Origin of the sequence: Streptomyces sp. NBC_00454 (assembly GCF_041434015.1) — a bacterium.
Lineage (GTDB): Bacteria > Actinomycetota > Actinomycetes > Streptomycetales > Streptomycetaceae > Streptomyces.
Genome location: NZ_CP107907.1, coordinates 270,937 through 287,577, shown reverse-complemented (window position 1 = coordinate 287,577; position 16,641 = coordinate 270,937). Strand labels below are relative to the sequence as shown.

At 70.3% G+C, this 16,641-nt stretch carries 9 protein-coding genes and 2 pseudogenes; 7 read left to right on the top strand and 4 right to left on the bottom strand.

Annotated elements, in window-relative coordinates:
* Positions 1–180: 180 nt before the first annotated feature.
* Positions 181–1,142, bottom strand: a pseudogene (locus OHU74_RS01310) (glycoside hydrolase family 1 protein); the annotation flags it as partial.
* Between the two features lie 258 nt (positions 1,143–1,400).
* Between OHU74_RS01310 and OHU74_RS01305 the strand changes: the two are divergent.
* A complete protein-coding gene (locus tag OHU74_RS01305; protein WP_371614132.1) occupies positions 1,401–4,328 on the top strand; it encodes a glycoside hydrolase family 48 protein in 2,928 nt (975 codons plus the stop codon).
* Between the two features lie 156 nt (positions 4,329–4,484).
* Here the strand turns inward: OHU74_RS01305 and araA are convergent, their stop codons facing one another.
* Both araA and araB read right to left on the bottom strand, forming a co-directional pair.
* Entirely contained in the window at positions 4,485–5,996 is a 1,512-nt protein-coding gene (gene araA, locus OHU74_RS01300) for an L-arabinose isomerase (RefSeq protein WP_371614131.1), read from the bottom strand.
* A gap of 82 nt (positions 5,997–6,078) precedes the next feature.
* Positions 6,079–7,773 (bottom strand): ribulokinase, encoded by a 1,695-nt coding sequence (gene araB / locus OHU74_RS01295; protein WP_371614130.1) that lies wholly within the window; start codon positions 7,771–7,773, stop codon positions 6,079–6,081.
* Between the two features lie 520 nt (positions 7,774–8,293).
* On the opposite strand from araB, the gene OHU74_RS01290 reads away from it, so the two are divergent.
* From OHU74_RS01290 to OHU74_RS01270, 5 genes and pseudogenes are all read left to right on the top strand, one after another.
* Positions 8,294–9,289, top strand: coding sequence for an ABC transporter substrate-binding protein (locus OHU74_RS01290; RefSeq protein ID WP_371614129.1), 996 nt, complete (start codon positions 8,294–8,296; stop codon positions 9,287–9,289).
* A 95-nt stretch (positions 9,290–9,384) separates the two neighbouring features.
* A complete protein-coding gene (locus OHU74_RS01285; RefSeq protein ID WP_371614128.1) occupies positions 9,385–10,947 on the top strand; it encodes a sugar ABC transporter ATP-binding protein in 1,563 nt (520 codons plus the stop codon).
* Entirely contained in the window at positions 10,944–12,044 is a 1,101-nt protein-coding gene (locus tag OHU74_RS01280) for an ABC transporter permease (RefSeq protein WP_371614127.1), read from the top strand. The genes OHU74_RS01285 and OHU74_RS01280 overlap by 4 nt, the downstream gene beginning before the upstream one ends.
* Positions 12,041–13,062, top strand: a pseudogene (gene yjfF, locus OHU74_RS01275) (galactofuranose ABC transporter, permease protein YjfF). The gene OHU74_RS01280 and the pseudogene yjfF overlap by 4 nt, the downstream one beginning before the upstream one ends.
* Before the next feature lie 110 nt (positions 13,063–13,172).
* On the top strand, positions 13,173–14,297 hold the full coding sequence (locus OHU74_RS01270) for an aldose epimerase family protein (RefSeq protein WP_330300561.1): 1,125 nt from the start codon (positions 13,173–13,175) through the stop codon (positions 14,295–14,297).
* A 187-nt stretch (positions 14,298–14,484) separates the two neighbouring features.
* Here OHU74_RS01270 and OHU74_RS01265 read toward each other — a convergent pair whose 3' ends face one another.
* Positions 14,485–15,561 (bottom strand): LacI family DNA-binding transcriptional regulator, encoded by a 1,077-nt coding sequence (locus tag OHU74_RS01265; protein WP_371614126.1) that lies wholly within the window; start codon positions 15,559–15,561, stop codon positions 14,485–14,487.
* A 335-nt stretch (positions 15,562–15,896) separates the two neighbouring features.
* On the opposite strand from OHU74_RS01265, the gene araD reads away from it, so the two are divergent.
* Complete coding sequence (gene araD / locus OHU74_RS01260) at positions 15,897–16,634, top strand: L-ribulose-5-phosphate 4-epimerase AraD (protein ID WP_371614125.1); 738 nt, start codon at positions 15,897–15,899, stop codon at positions 16,632–16,634.
* Positions 16,635–16,641: the final 7 nt, after the last annotated feature.

Here is a 16,641-nt window from a genome sequence, read left to right as displayed (position 1 = left end):
TGCTCGCCAGGACCAGTCTCCAGCGGCTGCTTCCAGCCTAGGTCCGCTCCGGCCGGCGTGCCGTCTGGTCGCGTTCCGCATCGGATGCGGAACAGCAGGTCACCGTCCGGGCGGAGCTGAGCCCACCGAGCGGCCCGCCGCACCAGAGTTGCCGGTGGGGCGGGCCGCGGCGGCCGTGGGCTACGCCTCGCCGGGAGCGCGCAGCTCACCTGTCCGGGCCACGCGGGAGTACCGGTGAGCGCTCGATTCGGGTGTGCGCTCCAGGGTGTCGTAGTCGACGTGGATGGCGCCGAACCGTTTGGCGTAGCCGTAGGACCACTCGAAGTTGTCGAGCAGGGACCAGAGGAAGTAGCCGCGCACGTCCGCCCCGTCCGTGATCGCCCGGTGCACCGCGTCGAGGTGGGCGTGGACGTGGGCGGCGCGCTCCGGGTCGTGGACCGTGCCGTCGGGGCCGATCTCGTCCTCGTACGCCGCCCCGTTCTCGCTGACCACGAGGGGCAGCCCGGGATACCGGGCGGCGGTCCGGGTCAGCAGGTCGTACAGGGCGCCGGCGTCGACCGGCCAGTCCATCGCCGTAGTTCGCCCGGCGCCCGGTGGAAGGCCACGCCCTGCGCTCCCGGCCAGGGCGAGTGCTCGCTGTTGCCGTGCCCGTCGTCCTGCGGCACCGCTCCGCCCTCCGCCGCGTGTGAGACGACCGTCGGCGTGTAGTAGTTCACGGCGAGCAGGTCCAGGGGCTGGTGCGCCGTGGCGGTGTCGCCGTCCCGGACGAAGGACCAGTCGGTCAGGTGCGCGGTGTCAGCGAGGAGGTCCTCGGGGTAGGCGCCTTCCAGCATCGGTCCGAGCCAGATCCGGTTGCCGACGGCGTCGATGCGCCGGGCCGTCTCCCGGTCGTCGGCCGAGGGGGTCAGGGGCCGCACCTCGTGGAGGTTGAGGGAGACGGCGACCTGGCCGTCCCCGGGCAGCACCGCCCGCAGGGCCTGGACGGCGAGGCCGTGGCCGAGGTTGAGGTGATGGGCGGCGCGCAGGGCGGCGACCGGGTTCGTACGGCCGGGGGCGTGGACGCCGGAGGCGTAGCCGAGGAACGCGCTGCACCAGGGCTCGTTGAGGGTGATCCAGTGCTTCACCCGGTCTCCGAGGGCGTCGTCCTTGCAGCGAGGTGCGCCCTGACGGCGCACCGACTGATGGAACCGCTCCCACTGGTTGGGGCCAGACCGTAGCGCCAAGTACCGCCAAGCAAAAGAGGAGTTGAGTAAATTCCTCGCAGATTGCTTTCGACTCTTCACACGGCTTGACGCCGTCGCGGCGCGTCTGCACAGTGGGAGCGCTCCCACTGGTTCAGAGCTTGTGCGCAGCCCGCTCCTCCCATCCCGTCTCCCCGAGCCGCGAGGAGAACCATCCGCATGTCGTCACATCCCCCACCCGGATTCCACGGACGACGCAAACTGCTGACCGCGTCCGCCACGGCCGTGGCCCTCTCCCTCCCCCTGGGCCTCACGGCCGTCGGCGCCACCACCGCCGCGGCAGCAGCGGTGCAGTGCAGCGTCGACTACAAGATCAACAACGACTGGGGTTCGGGCTTCACCACCGAACTCACCCTCACCAACCGGTCCGCGACCGCACTCGACGGCTGGACCCTCACCTACGACTACTCCGGAAACCAGCAGCTGACCAACGGCTGGAACGGCACCTGGACCCAGTCCGGGAAGAGCGTCCGCGTCGCGGCCCCGGACTGGAGCAAGACCGTCGCCGCCGGCGCGGCCGTCACCGCCGGCGCCCAGTTCAGCTACAGCGGGACCAACGCCGCCCCCACCTCCTTCGCCGTCAACGGCACCCCGTGCACCGGAGCCCATCAGCCCCCGGTCGCCGTCCTGACCAGCCCCACCGCGGGTGCCGTCTACACGGCGGGAACTCCCGTCCCGCTGGCCGCCACCGCCGCCGCGGCCGACGGCGCCACCGTGGGCAAGGTCGAGTTCTACAGCGACACCACGCTCCTGGGCACGGACACCACGGCGCCCTTCACCCTGGATGCCACCGGCCTCGCAGCCGGTTCCCACTCCCTCTACGCCAAGGCCTACGACAGCCTCGGGGCCTCCGCCGAGTCCGCCCCCGTCGGCATATCCGTCGCCGCGGGCCCCGCGCTCGTCGCCACCCCCGCGCAGCTCTCCGTACGCCGCGGGGAGACGGGCACCTTCGACCTGAAGCTCTCCAAGCAGCCGGCCGCGAACGTCACGGTGGCCGTGGCCCGCACCTCGGGCAACACGGACCTCTCGGCGGCACCCGCCACGCTCACGTTCACCCCGGCGAACTGGAACACCGCCCAGAAGGTGACGGTCACCGCAGGAACCACCGGCAGCGGATCCGCCGTCTTCACCGTGACCGCCCCCGGCCACGCGAAGGCCGACGTGACGGTCGCCGAGCTGGCCGCCGACTCCACGTACGACGCCCGCTTCCTCGACCTCTACGGGAAGATCACCAACCCGGCCAACGGCTACTTCTCGCCCGAGGGAGTCCCGTACCACTCCGTCGAGACGCTGATCGTGGAGGCCCCGGACCAGGGGCACGAGACGACCTCGGAGGCGTACAGCTATCTGATCTGGCTGCAGGCGATGTACGGGAAGATCACCGGGGACTGGACCAAGTTCAACGGTGCGTGGGAGACCATGGAGAAGTTCATGATCCCCACCCACGCCGACCAGCCGACGACCGGCTCCTACAACGCCTCCAAGCCGGCCACCTACGCACCCGAGCAGGACCTCCCCTCGCAGTACCCGGCCAAGCTCGACGGGGGAGTCGCCGCCGGCGCGGACCCGATCGCCGGTGAGCTGAAGAGCGCGTACGGCACGGACGACATCTACGGCATGCACTGGCTCCAGGACGTCAACAACGTCTACGGCTACGGCAACGAGCCCGGAAAGTGCTCCGCCGGACCGACCGCGACCGGGCCCTCGTACATCAACACCTTCCAGCGCGGACCCGAGGAATCGGTCTGGGAGACCGTTCCGCACCCCACCTGCGACAACTTCACCTACGGCGGCAAGAACGGCTACCTCGACCTCTTCACCGGGGACGCCTCCTACGCCAAGCAGTGGAAGTTCACCGATGCACCGGACGCCGACGCGCGCGCCATCCAGGCCGCCTACTGGGCCGATGTCTGGGCGAAGGAACAAGGCAAGGGAACGCAGGTCACCGCGACCGTCTCCAAGGCGGCCAAGATGGGCGACTACCTGCGGTACTCCATGTTCGACAAGTACTTCAAGAAGGCCGGGAACTGCGTCGGCCCGACCGTCTGCCCCGCCGGCACCGGCAAGGACAGCGCGCACTACCTGATGTCCTGGTACTACGCCTGGGGCGGCGCCACCGACACCGCAGCCGGCTGGTCCTGGCGGATCGGCTCCAGCCACGCACACAGCGGATACCAGAACCCCCTCGCCGCCTACGCGCTCAGCGAGTACGCCCCGTTGAAGCCCAAGTCACCGACCGGCGCCACGGACTGGGCGACCAGCCTCGACCGGCAGCTGGAGTTCTACCGCTGGCTCCAGTCCGACGAGGGCGCCATCGCGGGCGGCGCGACCAACAGCTGGCAGGGGCGCTACGCACAGCCCCCGGCCGGGACCCCCACCTTCCACGGCCTGTTCTACGACGAGAAGCCGGTCTACCAGGACCCGCCGTCAAACCAGTGGTTCGGCTTCCAGGCCTGGTCCATGGAGCGGGTCGCCGAGCTCTACGAGCAGACGGGCGACGCGGGCGCCAAGGCCGTGCTCGACAAGTGGGTCGGCTGGGCCCTGTCGAAGACCACGATCAACCCCGACGGAACCTACCGGATCCCCTCCACCCTCAAGTGGTCCGGCGCCCCCGACACCTGGAACGCGTCGGCTCCCGGCGCCAACGCGGGCCTGCACGTCACCGTCGCCGACTACACCGACGACGTGGGTGTGGCCGCCGCGTACGCCAAGACCCTGACCTACTACGCCGCCAAGTCCGGGAACGCCGAGGCCAAGCGGGTGGCCAAGGCCCTGCTCGACGGCATGTGGGCCCACCACCAGGACCCGCTGGGCCTCTCCGTCCAGGAGACCCGGACCGACTACAAGCGCTTCAACGATCCGGTGTACGTGCCCAGCACGTGGACCGGAAAGATGCCGAACGGCGACTCGGTGAATTCCTCGTCCACCTTCGCCTCGATCCGCGGCTTCTACAAGAACGACCCGGCCTGGCCGAAGGTCGAGGCCTACCTCGCGGGCGGCGCCGCGCCCGTCTTCACCTACCACCGGTTCTGGGCCCAGGCGGACATCGCCCTGGCCATGGGCTCGTACGCGCAGCTGCTCGAATAACAGAGCGCCCCGCCCGGAGACGGCTCCGCGTACGACGAGGCCGGGCAGGCCCTCAGGGCCTGCCCGGCCTCTACGCGTCCACCCGTCACACGCTCTCCCGGAAGCCCGGGCCGCGTCGATGTCCGTGACGGGGGGACGCGCCGGGCTTCGAGCGGGTCACAGGCCCAGGGCGAGCCGGTGGTACGCCTGGTTCCAGCGGAGATCGCGCCGGAACTGCTTCGGTGTGGTGGTCTCGTCGATGAGCGCGAGTTCCACGCGGAGCATCTCGGCCAGGTCGTCGAGGTGGTCGGAGGTGAGGGCGGTGCTGAGGACGGTGTGGTGCGGTCCTCCGGCCGTCAGCCAGGATTCGGTGGAGGTCCGCAGGTCGGGGCGGGGCCGCCAGACCGCGCGGGCGACGGGCAGGGCGGGCAGCGGGTGAGGGGGTGCCACCACGTCGATGTCATTGGCGATCAGGCGGAAGCGGTCGCCGAGGTCGGCGAGCCCGACCACCACGGCCGGGCCGGGGGCCGCGTCGAACACCAGGCGCACCGGGTCCTCCCGCCCGCCGATGCCGAGGGGGTGGATCTCAACGCTGGGCCTGGCGGTCGCGATGGTGGGGCAGACTTCCAGCATGTGCGCGCCGAGGATGAGCTCGTTGCCGGGAGTCATGTCATAGGTGTAGTCCTCCATGAAGGAGGTGCCGCCCGGGAGACCGGTGGCGGCCACCTTGAGGGCGCGCAGCAGGGTGGAGGTCTTCCAGTCGCCCTCTCCGCCGAAGCCGTAGCCCTGGGCCATGAGCCGCTGGACCGCGAGGCCGGGCAGCTGGCGCAGTCCGCCCAGGTCCTCGAAGTTGGTGGTGAAGGCCCCGAAGCCGCCCGTTTCGAGGAAGGTGCGCAGGCCGGCTTCGATGCGGGCCGCGTAACGCAGCGAGTCGTGCCGTTCGCCGCCCGGTCGCAGTTCCGGCGCCAGGTGGTACAGGTCCGCGTACTCCTCGACGAGGGAGGCCACCTCGCTCTCGTCCGCGCTGTCGACGACCTCCACCAGGTCGTTGACGCCGTAGGTGTTGACGGAGACGCCGAAGCGCAGCTGGGCCTCGACCTTGTCGCCCTCGGTGACGGCCACGTCGCGCATGTTGTCGCCGAAGCGGGCGACCTTGAGGGTGGCCAGTTCGGACCGCGCGGCGGCCGCCCGCGCCCAGATCGCGACGCGTGCGGTCGTGACCGGATCGCTGACGTGGCCGGCCACGGTCTTGCGCGGGACGCCGAGACGGGCCTGGATGTGCCCGAACTCGCGGTCCCCGTGGGCGGCTTGGTTGAGGTTCATGAAGTCCATGTCGATGGTGTCCCAGGGCAGGGCCACGTTCGACTGGGTGTGCAGGTGCAGCAACGGCTTGCGCAGCGCGTCCAGTCCGGCGATCCACATCTTGGCCGGCGAGAAGGTGTGCATCCAGGCGATGAGCCCGATGCACCGGTCGTCGGCGTTCGCGTCGAGGCATGTCCGGCGGATGGCGTCGGCGTCGGTCAGTACCGGCTTCCACACGACACGTGCGGGAATGCCGGAGGCTTCGGCCAGGGTGGTGGCGATCTGCTGCGACTGTTCGGCGACCTGCTTCAGGGTCTCCTCCCCGTACAGGCCTTGGCTGCCCGTGAGGAACCAGATTTCCTGGGCGGGAGATGTAGGGCTGGGCACATGGACTCCTGAAGGTGACGTCCCGCTACGAGGGTGAGGGCGGCGGGCGGGTGGGGAAGTGGTTGCGGACAGCGGGGCGGGGTCAGCCCCCGGTGTGGGTCGTGTCGCGGATGCTCCTCAGCCGGTGCAGCAGGCCGCCGACGGCGAAGTGGTCGTGCAGGAGCCGGTATTCGGCGAAGAGGGCGTCGTAGGCGTCGGCCCGGGAGGCGTCGGGCGTGTAGAAGGCGGGCAGTCGGCGGCCCATGGCGGCGGTGGCCGTGCGCACGTCCGCGTGCGCGCCGGCGGCCACGGCGGCGTGGATGGCCGACCCGAGGGCGGGGCCCTGGTCGGACGCGGCGAGCGAGACGGGGCGGCGCAGCACGTCGGAGTAGATCTGCATCAGCAGTTCGTTCTTGGCCAGTCCGCCGGCGACGATGAACTCGTACACCGGTACGCCGCCGGTCTCCAGGGCCTCGACGATGACGCGGGTGCCGAACGCGGTGGCTTCGAGCAGCGCGCGGTAGACGTCCTCGGGGCGGGTCGCGAGGGTGAGGCCCACGATGACTCCGGAGAGGTGGTGGTCGACGAGGACCGAACGGTTGCCGTTCAGCCAGTCGAGGGCGACCAGTCCGTGTCCGCCGACCGGCTGGCCTGCGGCCTTGCGGGTCAGCAGGGTGTGCAGGTCCTCGCCGCGGTCGGCGGCCTCGGTGAGGTAGTCCGAGGGGACGCCTTGGTCCAGTACCCAGGCGAAGATGTCGCCGACCGCGCTCTGGCCGGCCTCGTAGCCGTAGGTCCCCTCGACGATCCCGCCGGCGACGACACCGCAGATGCCGGGGACGTCGGCGAGGACGGGGGCGTTCACGACGTGGCAGGTGGAGGTGCCCATGATGGCGAGCAGCTGGCCGTCCTCGACGGCCTGGGCCGCCGCCGCGGTCACATGGGCGTCGACGTTGCCCGCGGCCACGGCTATGCCGGGACGCAGCCCCGTCCACGCTGCCGCCTCGGTACTGAGCGAGCCCACTCGTGAGCCCAGCGCGGAGAGGGGGAATTCGAGGCGGGTGCGCGCGAAGTCGGCGAACCGGGGGTTCAGCTCGGCGAGGTACTCCTCGCTCGGGTAGGCGCCGTCCTGGTGGATGCCCTTGTACCCGGCCGTGCAGGCGTTGCGGGACTCGGTTCCGGTGAGCTGCCACACGATCCAGTCGGCGGCCTCGATCCACCGCGCGCAGGTGTCGTAGACGAGCGGATCCTCCTCCAGGACCTGGAGGGCCTTCGCGAACTGCCACTCGGCGGAGATCTTGCCGCCGTAGCGGGCGATCCACTTCTCCCCGCGGGCGTGGGCGAGTTCGTTGATGCGGTCGGCATGCGACTGGGCGGAGTGGTGCTTCCACAGCTTGGGCCACGCGTGCGGCCGTCCGGCGAGCTCCGTCTCGGCGAGGGGGGTCCCGTCGGCCAGCGTGGGCAGGACGGTGCAGGCGGTGAAGTCGGTGGCGATGCCGATCACCGCGGCGGGATCGATCCCGGCCGCCGCCACGGCCTGCGGGACGGCGTGAAGCAGTACGTCCCGCCAGTCCTGGGGGTGTTGCAGGGCCCAGTCCGGAGGCAGCGGAGCACCGCCGTGCGGCAGATAGCGGTCGATGACGCCGTGCCGGTAGACGTGGACCGCCGCGGCCAGCTCCTGACCGTCGCGAACCCGCACCACCACGGCGCGGCCCGACAGCGTGCCGAAGTCGACGCCGACCGTGTACTGCTCCGATTCCTCGGAATACGGGGTGGGCGCGAGGGGACGGGGTGAGGTCAACGGAGTGCCTTTCGAAGGAGCCGTGGGCGGCAGGCGGCGGGCGGCCCGGCGGGCGGCTTTGCCGCCCGCGAGAGTGGCGGTCGGCCGGGTGGTCCAATGCAATGCATTGTGAGCGCTAACAATGTCGATAGGCAAGGGGTCTGCACGGATCAGGTTTGAGCTCCACCGGCGCCGTGGCCTCCGTATACGGCGGCCCGGGTCGATCTGCCGTCGATGTGAGGCGGGTTGCGCCTTCGATCCGGGTGGTGGGGCCGATGGCCTCGGGAACGGATTGAGGCCCGCCTCGTCGCCGCGTCCGAGGCGGTAACGGGGAGGTAACGTGCGCAAGGGGGTTGAGAACCTGGCTTGTTAGCGCTCACAATGCCACGGTGCCCCCCTCTCAAGGGGGTCCCTCTCCTGCCTACCCGGACGCCGGTCGTCACGGCCGTCGTGCACCGCGGCACTGCTGGGACTCCTGGCGGGCAAAGCCCGGCCCCGGCCGTGCGGCGCCTCTTCCCGTACACCCTGAAAGGACCCCGACATGGCTCGCAGAGCAGTTCTCGTCCTCACCGCCGCCCTTCTCTCCTCCTCGTTGACCGCCTGCTCGACCAGCAGCCCCGCCTCCAGCTCCCCCTCGGAGGCCAAGGCGGGAGCCGGCAAGACGATCACGCTCGGCTTCGCCCAAGTCGGCGCCGAGAGCGGTTGGCGCACCGCCAACACCAAGTCCGTCCAGGAGGCGGCGAAGAAGGCCGGGATCACCCTCAAGTTCTCCGACGCGCAGCAGAAGCAGGAGAACCAGATCAAGGCGATCCGCAACTTCATCCAGCAGAAGGTCGACGTCATCGCCTTCTCGCCGGTCGTGGAGTCCGGCTGGGACACGGTGCTGAAGGAGGCCAAGGACGCGGGCATCCCGGTCATCCTCACCGACCGCGCCGTGGACACCAAGGACACCTCCCTCTACAAGACCTTCCTGGGCTCGGACTTCGTCAAGGAGGGCAAGTCCGCGGGCGAGTGGCTGACCGCCGCTTATGCGAACGAGCAGGGCCCGGTCAACATCGTCGAGCTCCAGGGCACCACGGGCTCCGCACCCGCCAACGACCGCAAGGCCGGCTTCGCCGACGCCATTCACGCCGACGGCAAGTTCAAGATCGTCGCCTCGCAGACGGGCGACTTCACCCGCGCCAAGGGCAAGGAGGTCATGCAGGCGTTCCTGAAGTCCCAGAAGGACATCGACGTCCTCTACGCCCACAACGACGACATGGCCCTCGGTGCCATCCAGGCCATCGAGGAGTCCGGCAAGAAGCCCGGTACGGACATCAAGGTGATCTCGGTGGACGGGATCAAGGACGCCTTCGTCGCGATGACCGAGGGCAAGATCAACGTCGTGGTGGAGTGCAACCCGATGCTCGGTGACCAGCTGATGGAGCTGACCAAGAAGGTCGCGGCGGGTGAGAGCGTGCCGCCTCGCATCGAGACCCAGGAGGGTGTCTTCCCGCAGGACAAGGCCGCGGCCGCGCTGCCGTCCCGGAGCTACTGACGCAGCAGGGTTCCGGTGCGGGAGGAGGCCCGGTTTCGGCGCCTCCTCCACAGTCGGCAGCCCGCTCCACCACCCCACCCATGAGAGGAGGGCGGATGGCATCCCCGTCCACCACCCCGCGGCCCACGGACGCGGGCGGCCCGCGTCCGGTCCTGGAAGCCCAGGGCATCCGCAAGCAGTTCCCGGGCGTGCTCGCCCTCGACGGAGTCGGCCTGCGGCTCTTCCCCGGTGAGGTGCACGCCCTGATGGGCGAGAACGGCGCCGGGAAGTCCACCTTGATCAAGGTGCTCACCGGTGTCCACCCCGCCGACGGCGGCACCCTCGTGGTCGACGGCCGGCCCCACGCGTTCGCGGACCCCCTCCAGGCGCAGCAGGCCGGAATCAGCACCGTCTACCAGGAGGTGAACCTCTGCCCGAACATCTCGGTCGCCGAGAACATCCTCATCGGGCGCGAACCGCGCAGGTTCGGTCTCATCCACTGGTCCGCGATGCGTCAGCGGGCGGCCGAGCTGCTGACGGAACTGGACCTCGACCTGGACGTCACCAGTCTGCTCGATGCGCATTCCCTGGCGGTACAGCAACTGGTCGCCATCGTCAGGGCGGTGGACGTCTCGGCGAAGGTGCTCGTGCTGGACGAACCCACCTCCAGCCTGGACCGCGAGGAGGTCGCCCAGCTCTTCACCCTGGTGCGGCGCCTGCGGGACCGCGGTGTGGCCATCCTGTTCGTCACGCACTTCCTCGACCAGGTATTCGACCTCTGCGACCGCGTCACCATCCTGCGCAACGGCCAACTGGAAGGCGAGTACCCCATCGGGGAACTCACGCCGGTGACGCTGGTACAGCGCATGATCGGCGGAGAACTGGCCACCCTCGACCAGCTGTCCGGCCGTGCCCACGAGGAAGCGGCCGTACGGGCGGCCGGCGAGCCGTTCCTCCGGGCACGGCAGCTGACCCGCACGGGCTCGATCGAACCGTACGACCTCGACATCCACGCCGGCGAGGTCATCGGACTGGCGGGCCTGCTGGGTTCGGGCCGCACCGAGGTGGCGCGCCTCCTGTTCGGCGCGGACAGCGCGGACGCCGGAGATGTGAGCATCGAGGGCGAGAAGGTGGTCCTGCGCACCCCCCGCCACGCCATCGCCCGGGGCATCGCGTTCTGCTCCGAGAACCGCAAGTCCGAGGGGCTGGTGGGCGAGCTCACGGTCCGCGAGAACATCATCCTCGCCCTGCAGGCCGCCCGCGGCTGGACCAGGCCGCTGGCTCGTGCGAAACAGGACGAACTGGCGCGGCACTGGATCGAAGCCCTGGACATCCGCCCCGGCGACCCCGAAGCGCAGGTGCGCCACCTCAGCGGAGGCAACCAGCAGAAGGTCCTGCTCGCGCGTTGGCTGCTGACCGACCCCCGGCTCCTGATCCTCGACGAACCCACCCGGGGCATCGACATCGGGGCCAAGGCGGAGATCCAGAAACTCGTGGCCCGCCTGGCGGGCGAAGGCACCTCCGTGCTGTTCATCTCGGCGGAACTCGAAGAGGTCCTGCGCCTGAGCCACCGCATCGCCGTGCTCCGCGACCACCGCATGGTGGCCACCCTCGCGAACGACGACACCGTCACGCCCGAACGCCTCCTCACGACCATCGCCACCGGAACGGACTCATGACCACCCAGCCCGCCAAGTCCGAGGCGGCCGGCGGAATCGGGAGACGACTGGCCGGCCACCGCCTGCTGTGGCCCGCGCTCATCCTGCTCGCCCTGCTCCTCGGCAACCTCGCGTTCCACCACGACTTCTTCTCCGTCCGCATACGCGACGGACACCTCTACGGCAGCCTCATCGACATCCTGCAGTTCGGTGCGCCCCTCATCCTGGTGGCGCTCGGCATGACCCTGGTCATCGCCACCCGCGGCATCGACCTCTCGGTGGGCTCCACCGTCGCCATCGCCGGCGCCCTCGCCTGCGGGCACATCTCCACCGCCGCACACCCCGGCAGCGTCGCCACCACGCTCACGGCCGTCGGCCTAGCCCTCGGCGTCGCCCTCGTACTGGGCCTGGCCAACGGCTTCCTGGTGTCCGGGCTGGGGGTGCAGCCCATCGTGGCCACCTTGATCCTCATGGTCGCGGGACGCGGTGTCGCCCAGCTGATCACCGACGGCCAGATCATCACGGTGACCAGCGCCCCCTACAAGATGATCGGAGGCGGCTACTGGCTCACCTTCCCCTTCGCCGTACTCCTGGCGGCCGCCCTCGTCGCGCTCACCGCCTTCGTCACCCGTCGCAGCGCACTCGGCATGCTGATCGAGTCCGTCGGCGGCAACCCCGCCGCCAGCCGCCTGGTCGGCATCCGGGCCGGCGGTCTGCTCGCCCTGGTCTACGTCTTCAGCGCGCTGTGCGCCGCCGTCGCCGGGCTGATGATCAGCTCCAACGTCTCCAGCGCCGACGGCAACAACGCCGGCCTGTGGATCGAACTCGACGCGATCCTCGCCGTGGTCGTCGGTGGTACCGCCCTGACCGGAGGGCGCTTCTCCCTCGGCGGCACCGTCCTGGGCGCCCTGATCATCCAGACCCTGTCCACCACCGTCTACACCCTCGGCGTCCCGCCCGAGACCACCCTCGTCTTCAAGGCATTCGTCGTCATCGTCGTCTGCCTCGTGCAGTCCCCGGTCTTCCGGGCCAAGGTACTGCGCCGCCGCAGGACGACCACTCCCCGATCCCACACCGCAGCGGGCGCCGCCCCGCAGCAGCAGGAGGCAGGCGCATGAGCACCGGCATCGCGAGCGCCGCCGCGCACCTCACCCGCCCCTTCGCGACCGTGTCGCCGCGCACCCGCACCCGTATCCCACTGATCGTCACGGCCGTCCTGCTGGTCGTCATGTTCAGCGTCGGATCGGTGCGCTACGAGGGCTTCCTCTCCACGCAAGTCGTACTGAACCTGCTGATCGACAACGGATTCCTCCTGGTCGTCGCGGTCGGGGCGACCTTCGTCATCCTCACCGGCGGCATCGATCTGTCCGTCGGCTCCATGGTGGCCCTGTCGACCATGATCACCGCCTGGCTGGTCGAGTCGCACGGCTGGCCCCTGGCCGCCGTCATCCCCTCGTCCTGCTGGTCGGCGCCGCGAGCGGGACCCTCATGGGCTGGATCATCCACACCTTCGAGATCCAGCCGTTCATCGTCACCCTGGCCGGCATGTTCCTCGCCCGCGGGCTCTGCTACACGATCAGCACCGAATCCATCACGATCAGCGACCCCACCACGGCCGCGATCGCGCAGACCCGGCTGTACGGCCCGGGGGGCCTGTTCGTCTCGATCCCGGTCGTCATCGCCCTGGCCGTGCTGGTGATCGCCTTCGTCGTACTGCACCACACGCGCTTCGGCCGCAACGTGTACGCGCTGGGCGGCAACGAGTCCTCCGCACGCCTGATGGGTCTTCCGGCGGGCTCCACCAAGATCGCCGTATACGCCGTCAGCGGCCTGTGCTCCGCACTCGGCGGCCTGCTGCTGACCTTCTACATGCTCTCCGGCTACGCACTCCACGCCATGGGCATGGAACTCGACGCGATCGCAGCCACCGTGATCGGCGGCACGCTGCTGACCGGCGGTTCCGGCTTCGTCCTGGGCACCGCCCTCGGCGTGCTCGTCCTCGGCATGATCCAGACGGTCGTCAACTTCCAGGGCACGCTCAGCTCCTGGTGGACCCGGATCGTCATCGGCGCCCTGCTGCTCGTGTTCATCGTGCTGCAACGTCTGATGAGCGGCCGCCGCCCCGCCACCGACTGACTCCGGCCCGGCTCCGCAGCCCATCTGCCCGTGCCACCGCGTTCGCGCGCCGCGATCACAGAGCTTCCCGGCGCGCCCCCCCGGTGGACCGACTTCCAGGGAATACCGCCATGGAACACGCATACGAAACTGTCGATCAGGCCGCCGAGCGCGGGCAGACTGCCGCCGGTCCGCGGGCGGTCCGCCCCCTGCGCCTGGACGATGAAGGGCCGGGGGAGAGGTGGCGGTTCGGCTTCCCCGGCCGGGCCTGCGCGGAGGTCCACACGCGCGGCGCCCGCCTCCATTCCCTGATCCTGCCGGACCGCTGGGGCCACACCGCCGACGTGGTGCTCGCCGCCGGCGACCCCGGCGCCTTCGAGGGCTCCGCACGCTACTTCGGCGCGACGGTGGGCCGTTACGCCAACCGGATCGCCGGCGGCCGGCTCGTCGTCGACGGCGTCACCCACCGGCTCGCCACCCAGGAGACCGGGCACACGCTGCACGGCGGTCCCGACGGGTTCGACCAGCGCGTGTGGCGGTGCGAACCCTTCCACTCCGCACACCGCACCGGTGTCCGTCTGTTCTTGCACAGTCCCGACGGCGACCAGGGATTCCCCGGCGCCCTCAACGTCCGCGTCACCTACACGCTGGACCGGGACGACAACCTGACCCTGTCGTACCAGGCGGTCGCCGACGCGCCGACGATCGTGAACCTCACCAACCACGCCTACTGGAACCTCGAAGGGGAGGGGCGCGGCAACGTCCTGGCCCACCATCTCCAGGTCGCGGCCCCGCTCTACACCCCCGTCGACAGCGAGTTGATCCCCGACGGCCCCCACCGCTCGGTCAGCGGTACCCCGTTCGACCTTCGTCGGCCCCGGCGGCTCTCCGACGTACTGACCTATACGGATGCGCAACTGGCCCTCGCGGGTGGCGGCTTCGACCACAACTGGGTCCTCGACGGCGACCGGCGGGCCCGTCCCCGCCAGGCCGCCGTGTTGTACGCCCCCGCGTCCGGCCGCCGCATGGACGTGCTCACCACGGAACCGGGCATCCAGGTCTACACCGCCCAAGGCCTGACGGGTGACATCACGGGCAAGGGAGGCAGGCCCTACCAGGCCTACGCGGGGGTCGCGCTGGAAACCCAGCACTTCCCTGACTCCCCGAACCGCCCCGACTACCCGACGGTCCTGCTGCGCCCGGGCGAGCTGTACCGGTCCACCACGATCCACAGTTTCACCACGGTCACCGCCTGAGAGGGGCGGCGTCGGCCGTCGCCGCTGTCCGGTGCCGCAGGGGGGCACCGGACAGCGGCTTTCGTGCCTGTGGCGTCAATCCCCGTACGAGGTGTCCCAAGGGCCCGGCTTCCCGTACGAGGCGCCCCCGGGGCCCGGCTCTCCCTGGGAGGGGTCAACGGCCGGGCGCCTGGGGGGCATCGGGGGGTCATTCGCCGGGGGGAGTGACCCTGCGGGCCGTGCTGGCGCGCACGATGAGCTCGGGCGCCACCACCAGGTGCGTCGACTCGTCGGTCCGGCCCTCGATGTGGTCCAGGAGCAGCCCGATGCTGGCGCGGCCGATCGAGGCGAAGTCCTGACGGATCGTCGTCAGCGGGGGCGGGAAGAACTCGGCCTCGGGGATGTCGTCGAATCCGGCGACCGCCACGTCCTCCGGCGTGCGCAGGCCGGCCTCCCGCAAGGCCCGTAGGACACCGAGGGCCATCTGGTCGTTGGCGACGAACACCGCGGTGAGGGCCGCTCCCCGCCCTTGTGACGACCGGAATCGACCCGCGAGCTGCTGGCCGGCCTGGTATCCCGACAGCGGACTCCAGTCGCCGCGCAGCAGGGGCGGCACCTCGGCGCCGGCATCGCGGAGCGCGTCCTCCCATCCCTGGGTGCGGGCCTCGCTCTCCAGCCAGTCGGGAGGGCCCGCGACATGCCACACGGTGGCGTGGCCCGAGGCGAGGAGATGTTCCGTGATCATGCGAGCCCCGAGGCTCTGGTCCAGCGACACCCCCGGCAGGTCGAGGGTGTGGCCGCCTTCCACGGTGACCACCGGGCACGGTGCTTCCAGTGCCGCCAGGGCCCGCACCGCGGCGCGTTGGGGAGTGACGGCCACGATCCCCTCCACGCCCCACCCGGCGAGGTGCTGCATGGCTTCGGCGAGGGCCGTCTGCGTGGCGGTCCGAAGCGTGACGGCGGACGTCAGATAGCCGCGGTCCCGAGCCGCCTCCTGGACTCCCGCCACGGTGCTGGCGGGCCCGTGCAGTGTGGTGTTCACCGCGATGACGCCCAGCGTGTGGGTCCGGCGAGTGGCCAGGGCCCGGGCTGCCGAGTTGCGGCGGTACCCGAGCTGCTCGATGACCTGTGTCACGGCGGCCCGGGTCTTGGCGCTGACGTTCGGGTGGTCGCTGAGCACCCGCGAAACGGTCTGGTGGGACACGCCGGCGACACGTGCGACGTCCGTCATGGTGGGCGCTCGCGAGACGTCTGGGAGCTGGGTCAACTCTCTTCCTTTCCTCATCGAGCGGCCTTCCCTCAAGGTACCGAACCAGCCGCGGCCCGCACATATCCCGGACCGGCCGGGAGTCCGTCGATCAGGATCGATGTGGGCGTTCACATTATGCAGCGTTGTTCGCATGGTGTGGGCATGAATCTTCTCCTACCTCTTGAGATTACTGCTTGTTAGCGTTAACAATTCGATCGGGGTAGCCAAGTGGGTGGGGTAGCTGCGGCAGCGCAGCCGCGATGCCCGGTGCGGCCCCCGATCAGTCCAGCCCGCTCATGCGCGACTGCGGGGCCGGCGGGACGCCGGTCCGGAGAAACCGCCGCGCATGTCAGACAGACGGTGAGAGCGTAGTGAGCGAGACCATTCTCAAGGACCTCCGTCGCGAGGTCCTCGCGGCCAACCTGCGCATCCCGGAGGCCGGTCTGGCCACCCTCACCTGGGGAAACGTCAGTGGAGTGGATCGAGACGCCGGCGTCTTCGTCATCAAGCCGTCCGGAGTCTCCTACGCCGACCTCACCGAGGACGACCTGGTGGTGGTGGCGCTGGAGGACGGGCGGGTCGTCGACGGACACCTCAGGCCGTCCACCGACACCGAAACCCATCGGTGCCTCTACCGGGCCTTCCCCTCCATCGGCGGCGTCACCCACACGCACTCGACGCACGCCGTCGCCTTCGCCCAGGCCCGCCGCCCGATCCCCGTGCTCGGTACGACACACGCCGACACCTTCAACGGGCCCGTCCCCGTGACGGCGGACCTCACCGCCGAGCAGTGCGCGCAGGACTACGAGTACAACACCGGGCAGGTGATCGTTGCCCGGCTCGACGGAGACCCCCGCCGGGCCGACGAGGTCCCCGGCGCGCTCGTCTCACGGCACGGCCCCTTCACCTGGGGCGCCACCGCGAAGGCTGCGCTGGAGAACGCCATCGTCTGCGAGGCCGTGGCGGAGATGGCGCTGCACACGCTGGCGCTGGGCTCCCGCCTCGGAGACACCTCCGAACCGCCGAGGCATCTGCTGGAGCGGCACTTCACCCGCAAGCACGGACCGGACGCCTACTACGGCAACGCCCTTCAGGCCCCGAGCGCCTGAGGCTCTG